Here is a 25575-nt window from a genome sequence, read left to right on the forward strand (position 1 = left end):
GCTTATTGCCACTAGATAAAACTAATTAGTCTCTACATGCGGTATGGAGCCGAGCGAAATTCTGAAGAATACGCCCACTTCGAGCAACATCCAACTGTCGCGCGGCCGACACCGCTTTAAGATCTGTTCCTGGTAAATAGTAGCCCTCATTTGCGTAAATCTGGAGACGCTGGGCAAATGTGTTGGCATCTAATTCCGGGTGAAACTGCGTCGCATATGCATTGCGGCCCAACCGAAACATCTGTACGGGGCAGTCCTTACCAGTTGCCAACAACGTAGCGTCGCCAGGCAGTTCTTCGATGGCCTCCTTGTGGCCGACGATGGCGTGAAAGTGGGCCGGTAAACCATCAAGAATTGGATCTGATTCGCCATCTGGAGTTGCAGCTACTTCGATTACAGCTGCCTGCTCCCCGTGCTTGCGGGAGACACGGCCATGGCCAGCAGTACCGAGCAGGCCGACGCCATAACAAGCTCCGAAGAAGGGGAAGTCTCGTTCGAGCACTTCTGCCAACAAATCCTCGAACCAGGTCTCGACTTCCTTCTGTAGATAGCTCTTATCGTCATCAGAGGCGTTAAAGGGTCCTCCGCCAACGATTACGCCCGAGTAGTTATCTAGATTCAGATTCCCCGGACGAGACTGTTCCAGGCGAATTTGATGCAACTTTGCCGGCGCCAATGCACACCTCCTGGCAAATGAGAGATGTTCAGCGTGAGCTGCGGCATCTTCGCCGCGTGTGGAAAGCAAGAGGAAGGGCTTGGCGGAGGTAGACATTTGCGGGAACAAATTTCGTGAAAAAGGGAGCTAGAGGGGGACGGAGACTACTGCACCACTAGCAGGCTCGGATTGGCTGCATGCGTACATACGTGCATAAATCGGGGGATGATTGACGAGACGGCCTGGAGGTCCACATCAGATACCTTTAGTCGAATCGCGTCGACTTCCAACGGGTCAAAGTAACCGACGTCGGTGTAGAAAGACATTCTGCGGAGCAGTCCGTTAGCATTCATCTCCGGATGAAATTGGGTAACCCAGTTATTCGATCCGATCGAGTACATCTGCACCGGACAGGTTGGACCTGTGGCAAGCAAAGTTGCGTGATTTGGAAGTTCCGCAACGGATTCCTTGTGGCCAGTCAACGCATAAAAAACCGGAGGCAACACCGAAGCTATTGGATCTTGAGTGGCGGCTTCGGTGAGCTCTACCCGGGTAGAACCCGCTACTTCGCCGTGGCGCAGGTTAACCAAACCACCCGAAGTAAAGGCTGTGTAGCTAGCGCCGTAGCAGATAAGCAGTGCGGGGACAGGACTCCTAAGTACGTCGTAAAGCACATCGTGCGAATACTTCTGCAAACCCGAATGCTCAAGGTCGGTGATGTTAAATGGGCTGCCTCCGACAAATACGCCGTCATAGGAGGTCAGGTCGGGCAACTTAGCGCCGACAGCGTCGATGGTAAACAGATCCAACTGGCTGGGCTCAAGCCCGGTGGAATCCAGAAAGTCCTGGTACTCGGCTTGCCCCGCACCATCTGCGGGGCGGAGCGCCACCAACAAAAACTTACCCACACTCATAAATAGACAGCTTAGTCCATATTGAGTGAAATCTATGCATCTTCACCGGTCAAACGGGGTAAATGTACGGAAGAAAGCCGAAACCCGCTCCCGTATTAGGGGAGCGGGTTGCACGGCACGCTATCAGGCCTAGCCTGAGTGGCTAGTCCTTGCGCCGTAAGCTGTCTTCAACTAAATCAAGCACGGAATCCAATTCGTCGACAGTGCGACCAGATGCCAGACGAACGATGATGCCATCGAGCATCAGCTCGAGAAAAAGCTGCATCGTGCGAACCGAATAATCCGACCGTAGGGAGCCGGATGAGGATGTCTGGGTCAATCGGTGGGCAACAGCGTCATCCAATTGATCCTGATGGCCCAACCATTGGCCCTTAAACTCCGGATCGCTGCGAAGGCGACGGGCAATCTCAAGGCGAGTTCCCAGCCAGCCATGCTTGTCTGGGTTCGCCACGATGTCACGCATTACTTCCACTAAGCCGGAAGCCTCCGCGACTTCCGCCATATTTGCGGCATCTTCTTCGGCCAATGCTAAGAACAGACCTTCTTTGGATCCGAAGTGATGGAAAATAGCACCGCGAGACTTACCGGTAGCGGACTCCAGACGAGAGACCGTTGCGCCGTCGTAGCCGAATTCTGCAAAGCACTGCCGAGCGCCGTCGAGAATTTCGTGCCGCCGTTGAGCTAAATCCTGGTTACTCACTTTTGGCATAAGGAAACTCTTTTCTTGCCGGCGACGCCCAGGGACATGTTTCACTGCATGACGTGGCAGCGCCATTCCTATACTTCCCAAGCCTCATTTTGGTTGGGGTAGAGAAACCCGAGGCCGGCAGGGCGCTAGCCCGTGGGGTATGAATCCGCGGGCTAGCGCTACCTACCGGCCTCTAGAAGCGCTGCTTGTAACAAGCCCTAGCGCGCACGAGTCAAAGGGAAACTAGTTGCCCTTGATCATGTTGCGCAGGACGTACTGCAGAATACCGCCGTGGCGGTAGTAGTCAGCCTCACCAGGGGTATCGATGCGGACCACAGCGTCGAAGTCGAAGGACTCGCCGTTTTCCTTGGTAACCGTAACCTTGACGGTCTTCGGGATGGAGCCGTTGTTCAGCTCCTCCAGACCAGCGATGTCGAAGGTCTCAGTGCCATCGATGCCCAGGGACTTCCAGGACTCACCCTCCGGGAACTGCAGCGGAACAACGCCCATGCCGATGAGGTTCGAGCGGTGGATACGCTCGAAGGACTCAGCGATAACAGCCTTGACGCCCAGCAGCAGGGTGCCCTTAGCTGCCCAGTCACGGGAGGAACCGGTGCCGTATTCCTTACCACCAACGACGACCAGCGGAGTGCCAGCCTCCTTGTAGTTCATGGCAGCGTCGTAGATGAAGGCCTGCGGGCCACCCTCCTGGGTGAAGTCGCGGGTGTAGCCACCGGTAACACCGTCAAGCAGCTGGTTCTGCAGGCGGATGTTAGCGAAGGTGCCGCGCACCATGACCTCGTGGTTACCACGACGGGAACCCAGGGAGTTGTAGTCCTTGCGCTCAACGCCCATGGAGTCGAGGTACTGCGCAGCCGGGGTGCCCGGCTTAATGGAGGAAGCCGGGGAGATGTGGTCGGTGGTCACCGAGTCACCCAGGGCAGCAAGGACGCGAGCGCCCTTGATGTCGGAAACCGGTGCCGGCTCCATTTCCATCTCGTCGAAGTACGGTGCCTTGCGGATGTAGGAGGACTTGTCGTCCCAAGCGAAGGTCTTGCCCTCCGGGGTCGGCAGGTTCTGCCAGCGCTCGTCACCAGCGAAGACATCCTTGTAGTCCTCGTCGTACAGCTCGGAAGAGATGGAGGCCTCGATGGTTGCTTCGATCTCTTCGGTGGACGGCCAAATGTCGCGCAGGAAGACATCGTTGCCCTCTGCGTCCTGACCCAGGGCGTCGGTTTCAAAGTCGAAGTCCATGGTACCGGCGATCGAGTAGGCGATAACCAGGATCGGGGAGGCCAGGTAGTTCATCTTCACGTCAGGGGAGATGCGGCCTTCGAAGTTACGGTTACCGGACAGAACCGCGGTAGCAGCCAGGTCGGCCTCGTTGATGGCGGAGGAAATCTCAGCCGGCAGCGGACCGGAGTTACCGATACAGGTTGCACAACCGAAGCCGGACAGGTAGAAGCCCAGAGCCTCGAGGTCCTTCCACAGGTCAGCACGCTTGAAGTAGCCGTTAACAACCTGGGAGCCCGGAGCACAAATGGTCTTGACCCACGGCTTAGCCTGCAGACCCTTCTCGACTGCCTTGCGTGCCAACAGACCAGCACCAATCATGACCGACGGGTTGGAGGTGTTGGTACAAGAGGTGATGGAAGCGATAGCGACCATACCGTGGTCGAGCGTGTACTCGCCGCCCTTCGGGGAAGTGACGGTAATCGGGGAGCTCGGGCGACCTTCAGCGCCGTTAGCGGCGGACTCGCCGTGGCCCTCGCGGGACTCGTTGTAGTCTGCGGCCAGCTCGGAGGTCGGTGCGGAAGCCTTGACAGCGCCCTTAATCTCGCCGTCGGAGTAGTTGTGCAGGTCCTTGCGGAACTGCTCCTTGGCGGAAGCCAACTCGATGCGGTCCTGCGGGCGCTTCGGGCCAGCGATGGACGGAACGACGGTGGACAGGTCCAGCTCGAGGTACTCGGAGTACTCAGCCTCCGGAGTGTTCTCGTCCAACCACATGCCCTGAGCCTTGGCGTAAGCCTCGACGCGCTCCAGGGTCTCCTTGTCACGGCCAGTCAGGGCCAGGTACTTGACGGTCTCATCGTCGATCGGGAAGATTGCGGCGGTGGAACCGAACTCCGGCGACATGTTACCGATGGTCGCACGGTTGGCCAGCGGCAGCTTGGAGACGCCAGCGCCGTAGAACTCTACGAACTTGCCGACGACGCCGTGCTGGCGCAGCATGTCGGTGACGGTGAGCACAACGTCGGTTGCGGTAACGCCCGGCTGAATGTCACCAGTCAGCTTGAAGCCAACGACGCGCGGAATGAGCATGGAGATCGGCTGGCCAAGCATTGCGGCCTCAGCCTCGATACCACCGACACCCCAGCCCAGGATGCCCAGGCCGTTCTGCATGGTCGTGTGGGAGTCAGTACCAACACAGGTGTCCGGGTATGCCAGGCCGTTGTTCTCGAAGACAACGCGAGCCAGGTACTCGATGTTGACCTGGTGGACAATACCGGTTCCCGGAGGAACAACGCGGAAGTTGGAGAATGCGCCAGTACCCCAACGGAGGAACTTGTAGCGCTCATCATTGCGCTGGTACTCAATCTCGACGTTCTTAGCCAGAGCGTCTTCGCTACCGAAGGCCTCGATGATGACCGAGTGGTCGATGACCATCTCTGCCGGGTTCAGCGGGTTAACCTGATCCGGGTCGCCGCCGAGAGTCTTAACAGCCTCACGCATGGTAGCCAGGTCGACAACACAGGCGACGCCGGTGAAGTCCTGCATAATAACGCGAGCAGGGGTGAACTGAATCTCGATCGACGGATCAGCCGAAGGAACCCAGTTGGCGACAGCCTTGATGTGCTCCTCAGTGATGTTGGCGCCATCTTCGTTGCGCAGCAGGTTCTCACCGAGAACCTTCAACGAGTAAGGCAGCTTCTCCATACCCGGCACGGCGTCAAGAGCGAAGTAGTCATAAGACTTGTCTCCGACCTCAAGCTTGCGCAGGGCGTTGAAAGAGTTCTTGCTTTCAGCCACAGTCAGCTCCATTTCTATTCGGGTGAATTGTCGCCTTAACTGAAGAGTCCGGCACTCGAATTTCGGCTCTCCATAAGGCATAGGTGCGATCACGCCGCCCCTTATCAACCAATTAAAGCAATAATCACGACGCGGGGCACACGAGCCCACACACACGTTTTTAAGGAAGCGTTACCGTCCTTGCATCAACAATAACAGTACGAACGTTCTGTATGTAGATTGCTCGCGGCGCGCCGAGTCACGCTACCCCCGTTCACATCCAGAGCAGGCCATTATAGATAGGACAAACGAAGCAGCATCTCCGCCAAATTGGGGCGCGTGGAAACCATTCTCACGCAAAACAGGAGCACGATACGGAAGGCAATTAATGCATACGCCAGCAGATTCACAGGCAGCGAAAGAAACCGTCGAGAAGGTGGTCGCTCAGCTACGCACCGACAACATCGTGACAAATAACCCACAGCTCCGAGAAGCGGTCCAGCCAATTGTCGACGATGCAGCAAATCGGGGGGTGCCCAATTTCAATATCATCTACCTAGATAGCGAGAAGATTTACCCCGTCGCCGAACAAAAGAACACCGACATCTTTTCCTTTGCCCGCCAAGTAGCGGACCAAGTCGGCGGAACGACTGTCGTGCGCACACCGGGCAATGTGGCCACCGCATCTGCCGATTTCCCCCGCGCAGCCATTGAACGCGCCGACCACGCAATGATGGAGACTCCGCGAGACTATCCGGCGGGTCTCGATGCCTATTTGCACGAGCTCACTAACTACGTCGTTCCGTGGACTCTTTACAGCCTCATCGCAGGCGTCGTTATCGTCGCACTCTTCGTCGGGCTGACGTTCTACTGGCTACACACACGCCCAACCGCCTAAGAGTTCGCTTTACGACGGACGCTGGAGTTAACGGCCCCACTGAATACATTCACCGTCCCCGGTTTTCCACCCCACGGCAAGGGACAGGGTAAATGCCCCAAAAACTGGTAGCAGTGGAGAACTCAGTCACTATCTCAATTGGATAACACTGTTGCAGTCGCCGTAACCGTGTCAACGATTTTCGCCAAGGTCAAGCATGAGCGCTTGACCTTTTCTTATGCCCGGTACCCCAGGTAAAGGTCCGCGGCAGTCCGGCACGCCGATAAGTCATCACATAGTGACATAATTCACACAGAAAACTGGGGTTCATCATAACCGCAGGCCACGGCATATAACGAAACGGTTACAAAGTGGGGGACAGTTGGTAATTTTGTTACTTATGTTTTTTTAGAGCTTTTTGACCCGTAAAGTGCTTCGTGATGCCAATAGTGGACTCAAGGGTCCAGTATTGACCAATGAAAACTCGCGGGAGCGCCGCTGTTGCTTTTGGTTCTGGTTTCGGTTCGACGTTTTTCGAAGTTCCACTCAAGACCTGGAGGCAACAACGGGAAGATATCCAACGATGGGGAAGTCGCTGGTGTCGATTCTGAGGCGTGAACGCACCCATAGGAGAAATGTAGGAGTAACGCGGTGCCGAGTAATCGCAAAGTCCGTGCATCATATTGGACTCGTCCAATTGCCGGTATTATCACGGCGGGTCTTCTGGCGACGAACACTCAGGTCGCAGCTGCACAACCACTGAATCCGAGCGACGCCCAGATCCGTCAAGCGCGTGAGGCGGCCTCTAACGCCGAGTCGTACTTGCAGTCCCTGGTCGCCGAGGTAACTTCCAGCGAGCGCCGGGTATCTGACCTCGAGCTACGCATGGGCACTCTCCGCGAGGATGTCAACAAGGCCATGGTGGACCTTGAGAACGCTCGAGATGCCGCTAACCGTGCGCGCGAGGCGGTCGACGAGGCGCGAACCCAACTCGACCGTTCCCGCGCTGAGCTCGCTAGTGCCCAGAAGCAGTTCGACGAGCTAGCACGCACCATCATGCGCCAGGGACGTTCCAGTGGCTCGATTCTCGAGGGTGCGCGAGATGCATCCGAGGCTATTAACCGTCTGTCCGCTTTGCGTCGCGAAGCGGATCGTCAAGAGCAGACCGTTGACTCTCTGGATAAGAATCGAACCGAGGCTGCTAACCAGGAGTCCACGCTTCGCAAGAAGAGTGACGAAGCTCAGCAGGCGGAAGCCACCGCAAACCAGCGAAACACCGATGCTCAGAACGCGTACTCCGAGGCAAACGAGGAGCTTCAAAAGGAGCAAACTGATTACCAGCAGGCTCAGGTCGATCGCGATGCCGCAAAGGCATCTTTGGATGCAGCCCGAAACGCGGTCAACGAGCTGAACTCCCAGCGCCAGAATTATGAGAACGAGCAGGCCCGCAAGGAAGCGGAAGACGCCGCTGCCAAGAAGGCCGCTGAGGAAGCCGCAGCTAAGACTCGCGCCGAGGCGCAGTCGAACCAGACTGATGAGGATTCCTCTTCTGAGTCCACAAATGAAAGCTCTAGCACCACTGGTTCTACGAGCTCGACTGGTTCCACTAGCTCCACCGACTCGACTGGTTCGAGCAGCTCCACGGATACTACCGGCTCGACTCGCTCGACTGGTTCTAACAGCTCCACTGGCTCCACCAGTTCCTCTGAGACGACCGAATCTTCGGACTCCTCTGAGTCCACCGAGACCTCGGAATCTTCTAGCACCGACAGCTCGTCGTCAAGCGGCACCCCGGCGCAGACTGTGGCGCCGACGAATCCAGAGACCGGTCAGAGCACCTCGGGTTCTTCCAGCCAGAAGGTCGAGACTGTCATCGCACGCGCGATGGGGCAGCTCGGTGTCCCATACGCATGGGGCGGCGGCAACGCCAACGGCCCGACCAAGGGCATCCGTGACGGCGGAGTAGCTGACTCCCACGGCGACTACAACAAGATTGGTTTCGACTGCTCGGGCCTGACTCTGTACGCCTACGCCGCTGTCGGCATTGACCTGCCTCACTACACCGGCTACCAGTACCAGCGCGGAAAGCACTACCCGGCATCTCAGATGAAGCGTGGTGACCTGCTGTTCTGGGGCCCGAATGGTCATGGCCACGTCGCTATCTACCTGGGCGATGGCAAGATGATTGAGGCACCGCAGTCCGGTTCTGTGGTTAAGATCTCGCCAGTCCGTTATAACGGAATGACACCGAACGTTGTCCGCCTCGTCTAGTTTCTAACGACGTGTTCTACAGGTCGGGCGACCGACCTAAAGAAGGGTTTCTCTGTGACCTACCCAACGCCCACTGACCACACGGACCTCGAGCGCGCATACGCGGAGCTGGGGAAGGTTGTGGTTGGCCAGGAGCACCTGATTAAGCAGCTCTTCATCGCGATGCTCGCAGGAGGTCATGTCCTGCTCGAAGGTGTTCCGGGTGTTGCGAAAACTCTGGCAGTGTCTACTTTTGCCACAGTGATGGGTGGGTCCTACTCCCGCATCCAGTTCACTCCGGATTTGGTGCCATCAGATATTGTCGGCACCCGGATTTTCCGCCAGGACACCTCGGAGTTCATTGTCGAGCCCGGCCCGGTCATGTCAAATATCGTGCTCGCTGATGAAATCAACCGCGCACCGGCGAAGGTGCAGTCGGCACTGCTGGAAGTCATGGCAGAGCACCAGGTGTCCATCGCAGGGGAGTCCACGCCAGTACCGGAGCCGTTTTTGGTTCTGGCCACGCAAAACCCAATCGAAAACCAGGGTGTCTACCCACTGCCGGAGGCCCAGCGGGACCGTTTCCTATTTAAGGTCCTCGTGGGTTACCCCACTCCGGCGGAAGAGCGGGAGATTGTCTACCGCATGGGAGCCACCCCTCCAGTCGCGCAGCAGATTCTCACCCCAGAGAGTGTTCGGGAACTGCAGCGCGCTACCCGCGAAGTCTTTGTCCACCACACACTGATTGACTACATCGTGGCCGTCATCGAACTCACCCGCAATCCGATGCGGGCGGAGTTGAAGGATGTCGACCGCTGGCTTTCCTATGGCGCATCACCGCGTGCAACTCTTGGTGCTGTCGCGGCTGCCCGCGCCCACGCGCTGTTTTCCGGTCGCGACTATGTCGTGCCGGACGATGTGGTCTCCGTGCTTCCCGACGTGCTGCGTCATCGCTTGGTCCTTTCCTATGAGGGCCTGGCCGATGGCGTTACTCCCGAACGGATTATTGACATCGTGTTGTCTCACGTGCGCCTTCCCCAAGGCGCGAGCACTGGCTCCGATGAGGGCACTGCCTCCTAATGTCAGCTCGTGAAGACGATCTTGCACGCGTCCTGGCGTACTTAGAGCTAACTGTTACGCGTAAGCTCAACGGACTTTTGCGCGGCAGCTTTCTCTCCACCGCTACTGGAGATGGCTCTGAGCCGGTTGGCTCCCGCGAATATGTCATCGGCGATGATGTTCGCCAGATGAACTGGGCAGTGACAGCCCGCACTGGAGTGCCGCACGTTCGCACCTCCGAGGCCGAGCGTGAGCTGGAGTGCTGGATCGTCGCCGAACCCGCCGCACGTCTGTCCACGGGATTGGCCGATACCACCAAACGACATCTGCTCACCGCCGCTGCCGGCGCTGTGACGATGCTTAACGACGCCCCGGGGTCCCGAACTGGATTAATCGCCGGTGGCACTCCAGTGCCCGCGGGCCAGGGCCGTGCCCACAGCTTGATGCTGCTCAAGCAGTTGGCTGACGCGACTGCTGAGCATAACCTCGCAGCGGATATTGACACAGTAATGACTCAGGCTCCGCGCGCTGGGCTGTTGGTTGTCATCTCGGATTTCCTTGGATCACTCGATTGGGCGCGCCCGCTGCGCGTTGCCTCGGCCTCGACAGAGATTATGGCGATTCGCCTGGTAGATCCAGCCGATGAAGCCTTACCCGGCGAAGGCCCGGTGGTCATGGCGGATTCCGCAACCGGCGAGACCATTGAACTCAACATCAACGACAAGACCCGCGCCGAGTATGCAGCTCAGGCTCGTGCCCACCACGAGCGTGTAATCAATGAACTGCGCAAATGCCGTGCTCGCGTTATTACCTTGCGTACGGATTCCGATTGGGTACTGGATTTTGCTCGACAAATTGGCCAACATTAGCGTCTGAGTAACCGCTTCTTAGTGCTATTTTTAGGCCACCGACTAACCGGCTATAGCCACTGGTTTATACGCGACTGTTTAGGCGACTGGATGTGAGGAAACTGATACCGCGATGACGTTCCTAAACTCAACTTTTGCGCACCCAAGTTGGCTGCTCGCACTCGCTCTGCCTCTCGTGGCAGCCGTGGCCTATTGGATCAGCACTAAGCAGCGAAAGCAACGTGCCATTGCCTTTGGCAACTTCACCATCGTTGGGTCACTGGGGAATAAGTCGTCGGCACGCCTGCGCCATGTCGTAGCTATCAGTGCGCTGTTGTCGCTAGTCCTGGTCATCATTTCATTGGCTGGTCCGATCTCGGAGACCAAAGTCGCCCGCAACCGAGCGACGGTCATGCTGGTGGTCGACGTTTCGCTGTCTATGTCGGCGACAGATGTTGCGCCAGACCGCATCACTGCCGCTAAAGAAGCCGGCCAAGAGTTCGTGGAGAACCTTCCCGACGACCTCAATATCGGCCTGGTGACGTTCTCTGGTCGCGCTCGCACTGCTGTTAGCCCGACTACCAACCATGACACCGTGAATCGAGCGCTCCAGGCTGCTGAGTTAGATCAGGCGACTGCGACCGGTGATGCCATCGCAGCCGCGCTCGATGCCATCAATCAGTTCAGCGACTCAGTTCAGGGCGGGGGAGAAGGCGCCCCACCAGCTACAATTGTGCTGCTTTCCGACGGCAAACAGACCGTCCCACAAAAGCTCGACGATCCCCGCGGCGCGTATACCGCGGCCGCCGAAGCCGCCAAGACCGGGGTGCCTGTCAACACGATTTCGTTCGGTACCGCGCAAGGCGCAATCACGGTTCAGGGCGAATTGATTCCAGTGCCTAACGACGACGATTCGCTGCGAGAGATCGCCCGTCGAACAAAAGGTGAGTTCTTCAGCGCTGGTTCCCTCGAGCAGCTCCGCGATGCCTATGGCTCACTGGAAGATGACATCGGTTACGAACTCAAGCGGGCCGAGAATCCGAGGCCCTATCTGATCGCAGCCTTCACGATGCTGCTAGTGACCGTGGGCTCACTGCTTGTAACCAATCGTCGAATTCCGCAGTAGGGCGGGGTTAGGGTGCCGTCGTCAAGCGATTGGTATGGAACCCCAATCGGCAAGAGACGCCGGGGGCATTGAGCAGTCGTCTTATGGAGTCCTCAGACTGCGCTACTAACATGATTAGCTATGTCTTCTGATAATTTTGACGCTATTTTGCTGTTGTCTTTCGGCGGTCCCGAAAAGATGGCCGATGTGCGTCCCTTCCTGGAGAATGTCACCCGCGGCCGCGGAATTCCGCCGGAGAGGTTGGACGAAGTCGGTGCTCACTACGCGCACTTTGGCGGTAAGTCCCCGCTCAACGATTTAAACCGCGAAATTGTCTCCAACCTTAAGGCTGAGCTCACTCGCCGTGGCTATGACTTGCCTGTTTATTTCGGCAATCGCAATTGGCATCCGATGGCTGAAGACACCGCGGCAAAGATGGCTGATGACGGTGTTAAGCGAGCGCTCGTTTTCGCCACTAGCGCCTGGGGCGGCTACTCCGGCTGCCGCCAGTATCACGAAGACATTGCTCGGATGCGCGAATCTCTGGGCGACCGTGCTTTTGACATGGAGAAAATCCGGAGCTTCTACGATCATCCGCTCTTTATAAAAGCCTATGCAGACGCAGTGCGTGAGGCGTTTGCCAAGCTACCGGATGACCGCCGTGAGGACGCCCGGCTTATTTTCACCGCTCACTCTATTCCGGTCTCGGCGGACAAGGCATCCGGGCCGGTAGAGCTCGGCGGAAATCTTTACTCCCGCCAGGTCAACGAAGCAGCACGGCTCGTCGCCGACGCAGTGGGTATCACCGACTTTGACGTCGTCTGGCAGTCCCGCTCTGGCCCGGAGCACGTGCCGTGGTTGGAGCCTGACATCGTCGACCACGTTGAAGCGAAGGTCGCCAACGGCCTCCGATCCGCAATAGTGTGCCCGATTGGCTTCATCTCGGATCATGTTGAGGTCGCCTGGGATTTGGATGCTGAGCTTCAGGATGAAATGGCTCATCACGACATCGTCATCGAGCGGGTCGCAACGCCTGGTCCGACGGCTACTTTCACTGACATGCTCGTGGAGCTCATCGAAGAGCGCATCGCAGATGTCAAGCCCCGCCATCTGGGAAGTGAACCGCTACTCGGCTCGGCCTGCAACGGCGCCCCCTGCGCCGCATCCTGTTGTACCCCGGCAAAGCGCCGCCCACACTGATTCCTTTGGTTTCAATCGGGCCTCGGGGCAGGGCAAATCTCTAGCGGGTCCACTCCTGAATCGCGTATTCCACCGCGCTCATCCGCGCCTGCCGGATCTTTCGCCACAGCGGGATGAGCTGCGCGTCAAACGCGGCGCTGCCGTGCCCGGACTCGCTGCCCTGTGCCACCGCCAGAATCGACGACACCCGATCAGCTCTGGCGAGCACTCCCAGTGCACGGCGCGGCACATCATCCGGCACAAAGGCCATGTCCAGGTGGTCATCGAGCATGCCGACCATCAGCCGGGGATCCACTTTCGGGGCACCACTGCTTGACGACGTCAGCGGTGAACGCGGCATCGCCGCAATCGTGGCAGCCGCAACCCGCGCCGCATCTGCCAGCTGTAAATCCGCCTCGCCAGGGGAGAGATAGGCCGGCTCGGGAATGTGGCCTTCCAGTGTGTACCAATGCCACTGCGGTAGGCCTGGCACCGGCGTTGTCACTGGTATGAGCACATGGTTCCAGCCCGGCTCCGCATCCGCAATCACAATGGCCGAGCCTGCTGCGCGTGCAGCTTCAGCGGCGTCGGTTCCCGCAGGCAGTGCAGGTGCATCACCGGGCCCAGAGAGAATGAGGCGGACGAGGGGACGGTGGTCACTGTGCCAATCTCCCGCTTCAGTAACCGCTCGAAGAAGGCGGAGCATGTCGCTTCGATCGAGATCAGCGTCGCAATCGATGACATTCGGAACCGTGGCGTCGGCAAGCACGAACGTCCCCGGAACTGACGTGGGTCCGCCGAGCGAGTCTAGCGCGTCGAGGAGATGATCGTAGTTTTCCAAACCCGACAACCACGCGCCCAGCCAAAGGGCGATGTGCTGAGTTGGACTCCAGACCTGGTCGAGAACACTGCGCTGCATAGTGCAGCTCATCCTAGTGCAGCGTGTCGTTGGTCCCGTAACCGATGCTGTTAATCTCAGTACCCATGAGCTTTCAAGACCCGTACCGCAATCAGGACGTGTTCGCTGGCGCACGTGGCCACCGCCGTCGTATCCCACAGCCGGCACGCGAGGTGACAGCAGAAAATGGTGTTGTCGTCGAGGCGTCCTATGACGGATTCGTCGGTGCGATTATCGGGTTGGAGAAAACTTTCGACGGCTGGTGCGTCCGGCTGGAGGACCGCCACGGCAAGTCGCGGCTATTTCCCATGCACGAGCGCGGATTTCTCATCGACGGCAAACCTGTGACTCTGGTGCGTCCGAAGGCACAACCCAAAAAGCCCTCACAGGATCTATCGGCATCGGGCTCGCGCAAGGTTCACAACGTCAAGGCGAAAGTTGCTCTCCCCAGCCGTATTTGGGTCGAGGGTATTCATGACGCGGCAATTGTCGAGAAGGTATGGGGCCACGATTTGCGTGTCGAAGGCGTAGTCGTGGAGTATCTGGAGGGCTTGGACAACCTTCCAGAACGCTTGGCCGAATTTGGTCCGGGTCCGAAGCGCCGCGTCGGAGTCCTGGCAGACCACTTGGTGGAGGGCAGTAAGGAAAGCCGCATGACTCAGCAGCTCGGCCCGCACGTGATGGTCACAGGCCACCCGTTTATCGATGTCTGGCAAGCGGTCAAACCCTCGTCGGTAGGCATCGAGGCATGGCCGGAAGTTCCCTACGGGGAGGACTGGAAGACAGGAATCTGCCGTCGCTTGGGCTGGGGAGACGACCCCAAGGAGGGCTGGCGACGTGTCTACGCAGGTGTACACACCTACCGTGATCTGGAGTCAGATTTGATTGGCGCAGTTGAGCGCCTGGTCGACTTCGTCACTGAGCCACATATGCAGTACTGACCCCGGAATACTGGCTCCACTCGCCCCACATTTGTTCTGCAAAGTAGGTAGGGTGAGGGCGTGATTCCTCTCCTTTGGCTCGGAGCAAGCCTCCTACTGGTTCTCGGTGAACTCGCAGTCGGAGATTTAGCACTGTTAATGCTCGGAGGTGGTGCACTGGCAGCGTCCGGTGCGAGCCAGCTTGGAGCGCCGCTTTGGCTGTCAGTGGTTATCTTCGCCGTTGTGTCCGCCGCACTTGTGCTGACAGTTCGCCCTGTGTTGCGCAAAAAGATGGCAAAACCGGACAAGTCCGCCGAACTGGAGTCGCGTCCGGAACTGCTAGCGGGCCGTCATGCTGAGGTCATCGAGCCAGTTTCCTCGTCAGCGGGTCTGATTAAGGTCAATGGCGAGTTGTGGAGCGCGCGCAGTCTTCTGACTGCGCAGACCTTCGATGCGAAGGAAAGAGTCACGATTGTAGAGATTTCGGGCAATACCGCAGTAGTGGACAAGCTGCTCTGAGCAGCCGACTCACTTAAAGGGCGCTCGGAGCACTCTTAGTTACTGACCATTAAATAACTGACCACACAGTTTCTAGCTACGAGGGAATCCCATGGAAGGCTTTATCATCCTCGTCGTTTTCATTCTCGTGGTTGTTACCTTGGTTCTCAAAGCGATTGTCCTGGTTCCTCAGGGTGAAGCGGCAATCGTAGAGCGACTGGGACGATACACGCAGACACTGAACAGCGGCCTGAACTTCATCATCCCGATCATTGACCGAGTGCGCGAGAAGGTCGATACCCGTGAGCGTATGGTTACCTTCCCGCCACAGGCAGTGATCACCGAAGACAACCTGACTGTGGCTATCGATACCGTCGTGACCTTCCAGGTCAATGAACCGGATCGGGCAATTTACGGTATCGATGACTACATCTTCGGCGTCGAACAGATCACCACCGCAACGCTTCGCGACGTCGTGGGTGGCCTGACACTGGAAGAGACACTGACTTCCCGTGACTACATCAACCGCCGTCTGCGCGGCGAGCTGGACGAGGCCACTGCCAAGTGGGGTCTTCGTATCGCTCGTGTGGAGCTGAAGGCCATTGAGCCGCCACCGTCGATTCAGCAGTCGATGGAAAAGCAGATGAAGGCCGATCGCGAGAAGCGCGCCATGATTCTGACTGCGGAAGGTACCCGCGAAGCCGATATTAAAACTGCTGAGGGCCGTAAGCAGGCACAGATTCTGGCCGCCGAAGGTAACAAGCACGCAGCAATTCTGGCTGCTGAAGCTGAGCGTCAGGCAACCATTCTGCGCGCTGAGGGTACTCGCGCCGCTACCTACCTTGAGGCACAGGGTAATGCTCGCGCTATCCAGAAGGTCAACGCAGCTGTTAAGGCTTCACAGTTGACACCTGAGATTCTTGCCTGGCAGTACCTGGAGAAGTTGCCTGAGCTGGCAAATAAGGACGGCAATACTGTTTGGATGATTCCGTCGCAGTTCGGCGACAGTCTCGAGAGCTTCGCTAGGGCTTTCGGCAAGAAGGATGCCGACGGTGTCTTCCGCTACGAGCCTCCGGCCGTGAGCCGAGAGACCAAGGAAGAGGCTGAGCAGGGCCGCGACGAGAACTGGTTCGACATGTCGACTAACCCGGAGTTGGCTCGTGCAGTTGCCGCGGCGAACGAGGTCGCTAACCGCCCGGTTGATGATCCGGTGGCTGCAGCAGCTGGTAATACCCCTGAGAGGAAGAAGAATCGCCGCGCTGATTCGGCTCAGCCCGCTCAGCCTGAACAGTTGGGTGGCCAGAACGGCCCGGCAGCGGTTGAACCTGCGACACCGGCTGCGCCCGCTGCGCCGGCCACACCGGCTGCGCCGTCGGTTCCTTCCGGCAAACGTGACCTGCCCTCGGCTCCTGGCACCAGTAATACCAATGCAGGCAGCGGTGCGCACTCCACCGATCGTCCAGATTTTTCTGGATGGTCACGTGACCCTTACGCCCCGGAAAATGGGCAGTAAGTTTTTATAACTCATCAGCTCGCTGAAGCAGGTGGACGGCCAGGTTCCATCCGGCCAGCTCCGCCTGCCAACCAGCTGCAGCGAGGCGCTGATTGACGGCCTGCTTAGAAACTCCCAATTCTTCCGCGGCCTCTACCTGTGAAAAACCAGCGCGAACCAAACCAGTTGCCTCGCGCCCTTCGGGGGACCTGCGAGAGATAACGTGGTGCAACAATGTGAATGCTGCACCAATATCCTCCGAGTAATCCTTACCACGCGGATTGTTAGTCCGAATGCGGGTTTTTACCGTGCCGGCCCTGCCTCCCTTACCAATGACTGAGCTCGATGCCAGATGCGCTTGCTCAATGTCGTCCTGAGGACAAACACCGATACCTATCGCCCAGTCACCTGCGGCCAATAGCGCCAGCACAAGCGTGGTGACTCCCACAGCATTTTCAGGAGCTGCGCGAAGCTCTTCGATACCTGCAACCTCGACAGTTCCTACTCCTTCCAGGCCGGAAAGTGCCTGCGCAGAGGCCTGAACGTGATCTGCCCTGCGAGTAGATCGACCGCGATACCTGGCAAAGACTGAGTACATACGCTCTAGTCTAGCCCCACCCCTTGACAGTTGGGCTAAGACACTTTCCTTCCCTCCGCACACTCACGGGCGCCCCCCACACCAACTCGCCGAAAACTCACGTCTAGCTCAAGAGCGCCAAGCGGTGTTTTAACGTTTCGAAGAACCGGTTACGACAGGGAACTTGGCGTCCGCAAGAAGTCCCAGCAAGCCAAGCACGAGCAGAATTCCCGTGGCCACCGCAAAGCGCACGTCGAAGCCGACCAACAGCGCGTCGCCAAGCAGAACGACGGCGAGTGTGTTCGGCGCCGAACCTAGGGCGGTGGCGATGATATACGGCACGATGCGTATCGACGACAACCCACAGGCGTAGTTGAGAAACGAAAATGGCACGCCAGCAATCATGCGCAAGCTGAGCACTGTGAGCCAGCCGCGTTGCTCCAACCGATGGTCGAGACTGAGAAGACGGCGGTTGGTCAGGTGCGTGCGAAACCAATCGCGTCCCAAAAACCGCACAATGCATAGGGAGAGAAGGGCAGAAACCGTCGTCGCAGTAATTGCGAGCAGGAAACCGAGCACTGGCCCGAAGAGGATTCCGGAAGCCAAAGTGAATACGGTGCGGGGGATTGGGAACTGAGTCAGTGCAACGTATGCGAGGAAGTAGAGGAGCGGGAACCAGTCACCGGCATCGATGGACCACTGCCGGATGGTAGCGACGGTGGGAACATCGACGTACAGCGTGACGACGACCCCCACACCTACGGCTAGCACCAGCAGAACCTTTTTGAGTGTAGGGGTAATTCGCACATCGGATACGTTCACCCATTTGAGGTTACCGGGGATTGCGGGGAAGCGTGTGACCTGCGCGTTGGAGGCTCTGCAAGGAGGGGTAGTCAGCGGCTAAAGGCGTTTGCCCATTATTTCACTAGGATGGGAATCAAGGTCACTATGCCTTGGCTCGAGCACTTGACGTGCCCGTCAGCACAAACCGAACGTAAGGGTATTGCACAAGTAGCTGAAAAGTTCAGTGCACGGACACTCGGGTGAGTCTTAGCGTCTGACTAGTGGCTCTTATTGACTATTGGAGGAAGCCAACGCCTTTAGATCCCTTTCCGTCGCGGAGAATTCGGAAATTGTCGCAGCCCAATTTCCTCGGCCGTGGATTGATGGGGGCGTTGCTTAGAACATGTAAGGGAGAAGGTCTGTCGTGACTGACCGAACGACCCCCGAATCACCTTCCACGCTGCCACCAAACTTCGAGGAATTGCAGAATTCCTGGTATCAGGGCGTGGCCAAGGTATTCGCGCGGGTGCACAAGCAAGACGTTGCAAATGTACCGCTCGATATTTGGAAACGACTGATCCAGACCACCTATGACGGTGTCGATGTCCGCCCGCTCTACACCCGCGCGGACGAGCTCGCGGAAAGCCCAGCTCCGGGCCAGTTCCCATTCGTCCGTGGCGCAAAGGTCACTTCGGACAACACCAACGGTTGGGGCGTTCGGGAAACCTTCGGTCGCCAGTACCCAGGTGAGGATGCCCTTGACCCAAAGGCGGTCAACGAGACTCTGCTGACTGCCCTGGAAAACGGCACCACGGACATCTGCCTGGACTTCACCGGCTCCCTCGAAGCCGCTGATGTGCCGGCTCTGCTCAACAACGTCTACGTCGACCTTGCTCCGATTGCCGTGCATGCCGGTAAGAAGACTGCGCAGGTTGCGGAAGCACTGACGTCCTACATCGAGCAGGCAAACCCGACTAATCCGGACAACGTCGCAGTCGAGCTTTCCGCAGCTCCGCTGACCTCTGCTTTTGCCGGTATTGACGATATTTCTCTCGACGAGGCCACTCAGCTGGCCGTCAAGGCGGCTAAGCAGCCGGGCGACGTCCGCGCCCTGCTTGTCGACGGTGTTGTTTTCTCCAACCTGGGTGCAAACAACATCCAGGAGATTGGCTACAGTCTCGCCGTTGGTGTCGCCTACTTGCGTGCGCTGACCGACGCGGGCTTGAGCGCTGAAGAAGCCCTCGGCCAGATCGCTTTCCGCTTTGCCGCTACCGACGACCAATTCGACACCATTGCGAAGTTCCGCGCCGCTCGCGTTCTGTGGGCCCGCGTTGCTGAGGTTATCGGCGCCCCTGAAGCTGGCCGCGCTCCGATGCACGCCGTGACCGCCCCGGTCATGTTCAGCCAGCGCGACCCGTGGGTCAACATGCTGCGTGTAACTGTCGCGTCCTTCGCCGCAGGCGTCGGCGGTGCCTCCTCAGTTGAGGTTCTGCCGTTTGATTACGCAGTTGTCGGCGGCATGCCGAACGTCTCCAAGGCTTTCAAGGCTCGCATCGCTCGCAACACCAACCTGTTGCTGCTGGAAGAGTCTCACCTTGGTTACGTCGCCGACCCAGCAGGTGGCTCCTACTTCGTCGAAGACCTGACCGAGGAAATGGCCGACAAGGCGTGGGAGATCTTCACTGCCACTGAGGCCGGCGGCGGTTTCGCCTCCGCGGAGGCCGATATTCGCGCCGCCCTGGACGCTACCTGGGAAAAGCGCCGCGCCGACATCGCACACCGCCGCACCAAGGTCACCGCTATCAACGAGTTCCCGAACCTGGCTGAGGCCCCACTGGCTCCTGAGGCCCGCCCGGAGGGCGACCCGATTCGCCGTTGGGCCAGCGACTTCGAGGCGCTGCGCAACCGCTCCGATGACTTCCTGGCTGAAAAGGGCAACCGTCCGCTGATTGCCATGCTGCCGCTGGGTCCGCTGGCCAAGCACAACATCCGCACTGGTTTTACCTCCAACCTGCTGGCTTCCGGCGGTATCGCCGTCGCGAACCCCGGCCAGGTTGTGCCGGGCGAGGCCGGTTTCGAAGAGGCAGTGAAGGCCTCTCCGATTGTCGTGCTGTGCGCAGCCGACAGCGAGTACGAGGCCTCGGGCCAGGACGCTGTCAAGGCCGCCCGCACCGCCGGCGCTAAGGAGGTCTTGGTGGCCGGCTCCGAGAAGAGCTTCGCCAATGCCGCTGAGGACGCTCGCCCCGACGGATACCTGAACATGACCATCGATGCTGTCGCGGAGCTGTCCCGACTGCTGAACGAACTGGGAGCGTGAAGGAAGTAATGACCACCATCCCAAATTTCGCTGACATCTCCCGCAACACCGACGACGCAGCCGCTGCCACTAACAAGGCAGCTGCCGCGGAAGCTGGTGAAGTGTGGACCATTCCAGAGGGCATCGATGTCAAGCGCGTCTACGATCGCGCTGACCGCGACGCCGCTGCTGCCGAGGGCCACCCGGTAGATTCTTTCCCGGGTATCGCCCCATTCATGCGCGGGCCGTACCCGACCATGTACACCAACCAGCCGTGGACTATTCGCCAGTACGCTGGCTTCTCCACCGCAGCTGAGTCCAATGCCTTCTACCGCCGCAACCTCGCGGCCGGCCAGAAGGGCCTTTCGGTCGCTTTCGACCTGGCTACCCACCGTGGCTACGACTCGGACAACCCGCGTGTGTCCGGCGACGTCGGTATGGCCGGCGTGGCAATTGACTCGATTTACGACATGCGTGAGCTCTTCCAGGGCATTGACCTGGGCGGCGTCTCGGTGTCTATGACCATGAACGGCGCTGTGCTGCCGATTCTGGCCTTCTACATTGTCACCGCTGAAGAGCAGGGCGTTTCGACCGAGCAGCTGCGCGGTACGATCCAGAACGACATTCTCAAGGAGTTCATGGTTCGTAACACGTACATCTACCCGCCGAAGCCTTCGATGCGAATCATCTCCTCAATCTTCGAGTACACCTCGGCAAAGATGCCGAAGTTCAACTCGATTTCGATTTCCGGCTACCACATTCAGGAAGCCGGCGCGACGGCCGACCTTGAGCTCGCTTACACGCTTGCCGACGGCATCGAGTACCTGCGGGCCGGTATTGACGCTGGCCTTGAAGTTGATAAGTTCGCTCCGCGTCTGTCCTTCTTCTGGGGCATCTCGATGAACACCTTCACCGAGATCGCCAAGCTGCGTGCAGGCCGTATCCTCTGGTCTGAGCTAGTTGGCAAGTTTGGCCCGAAGAACCCGAAGTCGCAGTCCCTGCGTACTCACTCGCAGACCTCCGGTTGGTCGCTGACCGCTCAGGATGTCTACAACAACGTCGCGCGTACTGCTGTTGAGGCTATGGCCGCAACACAGGGCCACACCCAGTCGCTGCACACCAACGCACTGGACGAGGCCCTGGCACTGCCGACTGACTTCTCAGCCCGTATTGCTCGTAACACTCAGCTGCTGCTTCAGCAGGAGTCCAACACCACGCGTCCGGTTGATCCGTGGGCTGGTTCCTACTACATCGAGTGGCTGACTAATGAGCTGGTCAAGCGTGCACGCCAGCACATCGACGAGGTCGAAGAGGCCGGCGGTATGGCACAGGCCACCATCGAAGGCATTCCGAAGCTGCGTATTGAAGAGGCCGCAGCTCGTACGCAGGCCCGTATTGACTCGGGTCGTCAGGCTCTCATCGGCGTGAATAAGTACCAGGTCGAAGAGGACGAGGCCATCGAGGTTCTCAAGGTTGAGAACTCCCGCGTACGCCAAGAGCAGATTGACAAGCTGGCTCGCCTGCGCGCCGAGCGCGACGAGGAAGAGGTTCAGAAGGCACTGGCCGCTCTGACCGACGCTTGCCGTAACCCGGGTGAACCGGGGGACCTGGACAAGAACCTGTTGAAGCTCGCTGTCGACTGTGCTCGCGCCATGGCCTCCATCGGTGAAATCTCCGACGCCATGGAAGAGGTCTTTGGCCGCCACCAGGCCGAGATCCGTACTCTCTCCGGCGTCTACAAGGACGAAGTTGGCAAGGAGGGAGCCGTGTCCAACGTCTCCAAGGCCATCGCCATGGCCGATAAGTTCGAAGAGCAGGAAGGTCGCCGTCCCCGTATCTTCCTGGCCAAGATGGGCCAGGATGGTCACGACCGTGGCCAGAAGGTCATCGCGTCCGCCTACGCGGACCTCGGCATGGACGTTGACGTGGGACCGCTGTTCCAGACTCCGGAGGAGGCCGCCAAATCGGCAGTCGACTCGGATGTCCACGTCGTCGGTGTTTCTTCACTAGCCGCCGGACACCTGACGCTCGTTCCTGCCCTGCGCGATGAGCTGGCAAAGCTGGGGCGCGAGGACATCATGATTGTTGTCGGTGGTGTTATCCCACCGGGCGACTTCCAGGAGCTCTACGATGCCGGCGCCGCGGCTATTTACCCGCCGGGCACTGTCATCGCTGATTCGGCAATCGACATGATGACCAAGCTCTCTAACGAGCTGGGCCTCGACCTTGCCGTTGACGAAGAGTCCTAAATAACTACCGCATCCGCGCTGGGCTGACTGTTCAGCTCAGCGCGTTGTCGGAATTGAGAACTAGCGATGAACGAGTATCTTGAAGAAAACCTGGGCACCCTCGTCACTACCGCTGGCACGGTCGTTGAGGGAAAGACCGCTGTAGCCCCCGAAGTCGTCCGTCGTGCGCGACGACGGATAGATGTCGACGACCTCTTTGAGGGCGTGCGGGCTGGAAACCGCACTAAGTTGGCTCGGGCAATCACGCTGCTGGAGTCGACTGCTCCGGCGCATAAGGTGCTGGCTCAAGAGCTACTGGTGAAGTTGCTGCCATTTTCCGGCAAGGCCATGCGCGTCGGACTTACCGGCGTCCCCGGCGTCGGTAAATCAACCACGATTGAAACCCTCGGGCTAAAGCTGATCGAGGAAGGCCACCGCGTTGCGGTGCTGGCCATCGACCCGTCGTCGACGAAGTCCGGTGGCTCGATTCTGGGCGACAAGACCCGTATGTCCCGGCTCTCGGCCGCGGATGAGGCCTTCATCCGTCCGTCGCCCTCTGCGGGCACGCTCGGTGGTGTCGCCAAGGCAACGCGTGAGGCCATGGTGGTGCTCGAGGCCGCAGGCTACGACATTGTCATCGTCGAAACTGTCGGCGTCGGTCAGTCCGAGGTCGCGGTGGCCCAGATGGTGGATACGTTTGCGTTTCTGGCACTCGCCGGCGCTGGTGACCAACTCCAGGGCATCAAGAAGGGTGTGCTGGAGATGGCCGACGTGATTTCTATCAACAAGGCGGATGGTAAGAACTTGCGCCCGGCAAAGCGCGCTGCGCGTGATCTGATGACGGCCATGAAGATGGTTCGCTCCTCAGACCAAGTCTGGACGCCACCGGTACTGACTATGTCGGCACTGGAAGACGACGGCATCGACAAGTTCTGGCAGGCCATCGAAGACCATGTCGAGGCTATGCATGAGAATCATCTCTTTGATGAAAACCGCGCTAACCAGCAGATTAAGTGGATGTGGTCCATGGTGCACGAGACGCTTTTGCAGCGACTCAACACCAACGAGGCTGTGCAGACAGAGAGCACCCTGGTGGAAAAACAACTCCGCTCGGGGCAGCTGACACCGACGCTCGCCGCCCAGCGCATCATGGAGGCATTTGACCAGGGAAGGGCATCGAACGCCGGGCTCGCCAACTAGGTTCCGAAGGGTGCGGGATTTTCGTCGTAAAGCGAGCGTATCCGTGTGCGCCTACTGACCGCGGTGATGGGGCGGATCGCTGTAGAGCGTGTGTTCGGCGAAGTGGAGAGCGTTGACCACCAGGTTGGTGAGGTGCTCGTCGGGCTGAGAGTAGAAGCTAGACGTGCCCTCCTTGCGGGTCTGCACCATATTGGCCATGCGCAACTTCGCCAGGTGCTGAGAAATCGCGGGGACGGGGCGATCGAGCGCGCTAGCGATGGCGGTGACGGTCATCTCCCCGTCACGGAGGAGCGACAGGATCGAGAGACGCGTCTTGTCGGCCATCAACTTCAGTACGTTAGTGGCAACGTCGAACTCGGTGCTCGTAGGAGCCTTCTCAGTCATTTGGAGGGGTAGTCCTTTCGAAGTCGACATGCCAAACGCTTGCGATGTTCAATGAGTTGAACCTTACTACGTATTGATACCAGTATTCAATTTCAGATGTCACAATAGGCTGTCACGAAAAGGGGAGAGTGCACCTAAGGGGCCGCGACCAAAGGTACTGAAAATTCCTTCAGTAATATCATCTGCATGGATTGGTTGATGGGTACCTTCCCGTGGCTGGTGGAGGACTTAACGTGGTGGCAAGTACTTTTTTTCGCACTCGACTACACGATTAAGTTCATCGCGATTGGATGGGTGCCGGAAAACCGAAGCCCATCGGCTTCGACGGCGTGGCTGCTGCTGATTCTGCTGATTCCATTTATCGGCCTACCTCTGTTCCTCTTCCTGGGCTCGCAGCAGATTACGGGCCGTCGGCATGAGGTACAGGCACTGGCACAGGAGCTCATTGCGGAACGTACCGAGCATCTGCCCGACGTACCGGACGATGCCGAGATAGAAGATGACGTTGTCAACGTATTCAAGCTCTCGCGCCAGCTCACGGGAATGCCGGCAATTGCCAGCGCAGAAAAGGGACTTTTCACCGAATTCGACGCCTCCATTGACCGCATGATTGAGACCATCGATGCGGCCCAGAAATCAATCCACGTGCAGTCCTACATCTTTGCACTGGATTCCAGCACGGAGCCTTTCATACAGGCTCTTGAACGCGCGCACGACAGGGGACTAGAGGTCAAGGTACTGGTCGATCCAATTGGTTCGTGGAAGTACCCCGGCTACTACAAGCTGAAAAAGCGCCTGGACCAGGCTAAAATCTCCTGGCACCCGATGCTGCCCGTGAGCTTGCTGAAGCTCACCTGGCGCCGCCTGGATCTGCGTAATCACCGCAAGCTCGTAGTTGTTGACGGCGACATTGTATTCATGGGCTCGCAGAATTTGATTGAGCCCGAATATCAGAAGAAAAAGAACCATAAGATCGGCCGTCGCTGGGTGGACACGTGGATTGAGCTCGAGGGCGATATTGCGCTGGCCTTCGACGCAATTTTCGCGGTTGATTGGACCAGCGAGCTATACAAGACCCCAGACGCCACCAGGGACTATTCACTCCACAACACCGAAGTCAACGACAACTACAACGTTGTCCAGGTGCTGCCGTCGGGTCCGGGCTTCAGCACGGAGCCGAACCTGCGCGTCTTCAATAACATGATCTACCAGGCACACGAGCGGATTATCGCCGTCAGCCCGTACTTCGTCCCCGACGAATCCATGCTCATGGCGCTGACCTCTGCCGCATATGGAGGCATCGACGTCCAGCTCTACGTCAACGAAGAGTCCGATCAGTTCATGGTCGGCCACGCGCAGCAGTCCTACTACCAGGCACTGCTAACCGCTGGCGTGAAGATCTACCGCTATCCGGCGCCTGCGGTCCTGCACTCCAAGTTCATGGTTATCGACGACCGCATGGCCATGTTCGGCTCCTCCAATCTGGATATGCGCTCGTTCGGCCTCAACTACGAGATCACGCTTCTTTCCGCCGCCGGTTCCATCGTGGACAAACTGATCATGCTTGCCGACGAGTACCGCGACAAATCTTTCCTGCTCACCCAGGAGGAATGGAATGACCGGCCCCTTCGTCAGCGCTACCTGGACTCTGTTTTCCGCTTGACCTCGGCGCTGCAATAGGGGGTTAAGTAAAGAAAAGTGTGTCCGCATGCCAC

Annotated in this window: 21 protein-coding genes; 13 read left to right on the forward strand and 8 right to left on the reverse strand. The window is 58.4% G+C overall.

From position 1 onward, the window contains the following. Nucleotides 1-25 precede the first annotated feature (25 nt). The 4 genes from HMPREF2681_RS10755 to acnA all read right to left on the reverse strand — a co-directional run bounded on the left by HMPREF2681_RS10755 (nt 26) and on the right by acnA (nt 5287). Nucleotides 26-772, reverse strand: a complete 747-nt coding sequence (locus HMPREF2681_RS10755) for a glutamine amidotransferase (protein ID WP_080969614.1) — start codon at nt 770-772, stop codon at nt 26-28. Between the two features lie 47 nt (nt 773-819). Then, nucleotides 820-1569: a glutamine amidotransferase-related protein gene (locus HMPREF2681_RS10760; protein ID WP_016422762.1), complete on the reverse strand. Its 750-nt coding sequence runs from the start codon at nt 1567-1569 to the stop codon at nt 820-822. 142 nt (nt 1570-1711) lie between these two features. Continuing rightward, nucleotides 1712-2278 (reverse strand): TetR/AcrR family transcriptional regulator, encoded by a 567-nt coding sequence (locus HMPREF2681_RS10765; RefSeq protein WP_016422763.1) that lies wholly within the window; start codon nt 2276-2278, stop codon nt 1712-1714. Nucleotides 2279-2500: 222 nt separating this feature from the next. After that, nucleotides 2501-5287: an aconitate hydratase AcnA gene (gene acnA / locus HMPREF2681_RS10770; RefSeq protein ID WP_080971469.1), complete on the reverse strand. Its 2787-nt coding sequence runs from the start codon at nt 5285-5287 to the stop codon at nt 2501-2503. 367 nt (nt 5288-5654) lie between these two features. Here acnA and HMPREF2681_RS10775 point away from each other — a divergent pair, with 367 nt between their 5' ends. From HMPREF2681_RS10775 to HMPREF2681_RS10800, 6 genes are all read left to right on the forward strand, one after another. Next, entirely contained in the window at nt 5655-6164 is a 510-nt protein-coding gene (locus HMPREF2681_RS10775; RefSeq protein WP_049193487.1) for an Rv1476 family membrane protein, read from the forward strand. 630 nt (nt 6165-6794) lie between these two features. Beyond that, nucleotides 6795-8414, forward strand: a complete 1620-nt coding sequence (locus HMPREF2681_RS10780; protein ID WP_070547113.1) for a DIP1281 family NlpC/P60 protein — start codon at nt 6795-6797, stop codon at nt 8412-8414. A gap of 54 nt (nt 8415-8468) precedes the next feature. Next, nucleotides 8469-9473 carry an AAA family ATPase gene (locus HMPREF2681_RS10785; RefSeq protein ID WP_016422767.1) on the forward strand — a complete coding sequence of 335 codons (1005 nt, stop codon included), beginning with the start codon at nt 8469-8471 and terminating at the stop codon, nt 9471-9473. After that, a complete protein-coding gene (locus HMPREF2681_RS10790) occupies nt 9473-10321 on the forward strand; it encodes a DUF58 domain-containing protein (RefSeq protein WP_016422768.1) in 849 nt (282 codons plus the stop codon). The genes HMPREF2681_RS10785 and HMPREF2681_RS10790 overlap by 1 nt, the downstream gene beginning before the upstream one ends. A gap of 112 nt (nt 10322-10433) precedes the next feature. Next, on the forward strand, nt 10434-11426 hold the full coding sequence (locus HMPREF2681_RS10795; RefSeq protein ID WP_070547115.1) for a VWA domain-containing protein: 993 nt from the start codon (nt 10434-10436) through the stop codon (nt 11424-11426). 120 nt (nt 11427-11546) lie between these two features. Beyond that, on the forward strand, nt 11547-12605 hold the full coding sequence (locus tag HMPREF2681_RS10800) for a ferrochelatase (protein ID WP_069359553.1): 1059 nt from the start codon (nt 11547-11549) through the stop codon (nt 12603-12605). A gap of 40 nt (nt 12606-12645) precedes the next feature. Here the strand turns inward: HMPREF2681_RS10800 and HMPREF2681_RS10805 are convergent, their stop codons facing one another. Beyond that, nucleotides 12646-13503, reverse strand: coding sequence for a hypothetical protein (locus HMPREF2681_RS10805; RefSeq protein ID WP_016422771.1), 858 nt, complete (start codon nt 13501-13503; stop codon nt 12646-12648). A 65-nt stretch (nt 13504-13568) separates the two neighbouring features. On the opposite strand from HMPREF2681_RS10805, the gene HMPREF2681_RS10810 reads away from it, so the two are divergent. The 3 genes from HMPREF2681_RS10810 to HMPREF2681_RS10820 all read left to right on the forward strand — a co-directional run bounded on the left by HMPREF2681_RS10810 (nt 13569) and on the right by HMPREF2681_RS10820 (nt 16413). Continuing rightward, complete coding sequence (locus tag HMPREF2681_RS10810; protein WP_048734135.1) at nt 13569-14423, forward strand: DUF3097 domain-containing protein; 855 nt, start codon at nt 13569-13571, stop codon at nt 14421-14423. Nucleotides 14424-14483: 60 nt separating this feature from the next. Continuing rightward, on the forward strand, nt 14484-14921 hold the full coding sequence (locus tag HMPREF2681_RS10815) for an NfeD family protein (RefSeq protein WP_042388696.1): 438 nt from the start codon (nt 14484-14486) through the stop codon (nt 14919-14921). A 91-nt stretch (nt 14922-15012) separates the two neighbouring features. Next, nucleotides 15013-16413 carry an SPFH domain-containing protein gene (locus HMPREF2681_RS10820; protein ID WP_070547117.1) on the forward strand — a complete coding sequence of 467 codons (1401 nt, stop codon included), beginning with the start codon at nt 15013-15015 and terminating at the stop codon, nt 16411-16413. Nucleotides 16414-16417: 4 nt separating this feature from the next. On the opposite strand, the gene HMPREF2681_RS10825 is transcribed toward HMPREF2681_RS10820, so the two are convergent. Beyond that, nucleotides 16418-16990: a DNA-binding protein gene (locus HMPREF2681_RS10825; protein WP_070547119.1), complete on the reverse strand. Its 573-nt coding sequence runs from the start codon at nt 16988-16990 to the stop codon at nt 16418-16420. Nucleotides 16991-17119: 129 nt separating this feature from the next. After that, a complete protein-coding gene (locus tag HMPREF2681_RS10830) occupies nt 17120-17791 on the reverse strand; it encodes a TVP38/TMEM64 family protein (RefSeq protein WP_052317814.1) in 672 nt (223 codons plus the stop codon). A gap of 385 nt (nt 17792-18176) precedes the next feature. Between HMPREF2681_RS10830 and HMPREF2681_RS10835 the strand changes: the two genes are divergently transcribed. From HMPREF2681_RS10835 to meaB, 3 genes are all read left to right on the forward strand, one after another. Next, complete coding sequence (locus HMPREF2681_RS10835) at nt 18177-20069, forward strand: methylmalonyl-CoA mutase family protein (protein ID WP_070547120.1); 1893 nt, start codon at nt 18177-18179, stop codon at nt 20067-20069. An 8-nt stretch (nt 20070-20077) separates the two neighbouring features. Beyond that, nucleotides 20078-22297: a methylmalonyl-CoA mutase gene (gene scpA / locus HMPREF2681_RS10840; protein WP_005510731.1), complete on the forward strand. Its 2220-nt coding sequence runs from the start codon at nt 20078-20080 to the stop codon at nt 22295-22297. A gap of 66 nt (nt 22298-22363) precedes the next feature. Further along, nucleotides 22364-23476, forward strand: coding sequence for a methylmalonyl Co-A mutase-associated GTPase MeaB (gene meaB, locus HMPREF2681_RS10845; protein WP_070547122.1), 1113 nt, complete (start codon nt 22364-22366; stop codon nt 23474-23476). A 51-nt stretch (nt 23477-23527) separates the two neighbouring features. Here meaB and HMPREF2681_RS10850 read toward each other — a convergent pair whose 3' ends face one another. Next, nucleotides 23528-23860 (reverse strand): ArsR/SmtB family transcription factor, encoded by a 333-nt coding sequence (locus HMPREF2681_RS10850; protein ID WP_048734120.1) that lies wholly within the window; start codon nt 23858-23860, stop codon nt 23528-23530. Nucleotides 23861-24046: 186 nt separating this feature from the next. Here HMPREF2681_RS10850 and cls point away from each other — a divergent pair, with 186 nt between their 5' ends. Continuing rightward, on the forward strand, nt 24047-25540 hold the full coding sequence (gene cls / locus HMPREF2681_RS10855) for a cardiolipin synthase (RefSeq protein WP_070547124.1): 1494 nt from the start codon (nt 24047-24049) through the stop codon (nt 25538-25540). The last annotated feature ends 35 nt before the right edge of the window (nt 25541-25575 follow it).

Source organism: Corynebacterium sp. HMSC064H12, assembly GCF_001809925.1.
Lineage (GTDB): Bacteria > Actinomycetota > Actinomycetes > Mycobacteriales > Mycobacteriaceae > Corynebacterium > Corynebacterium jeikeium_D.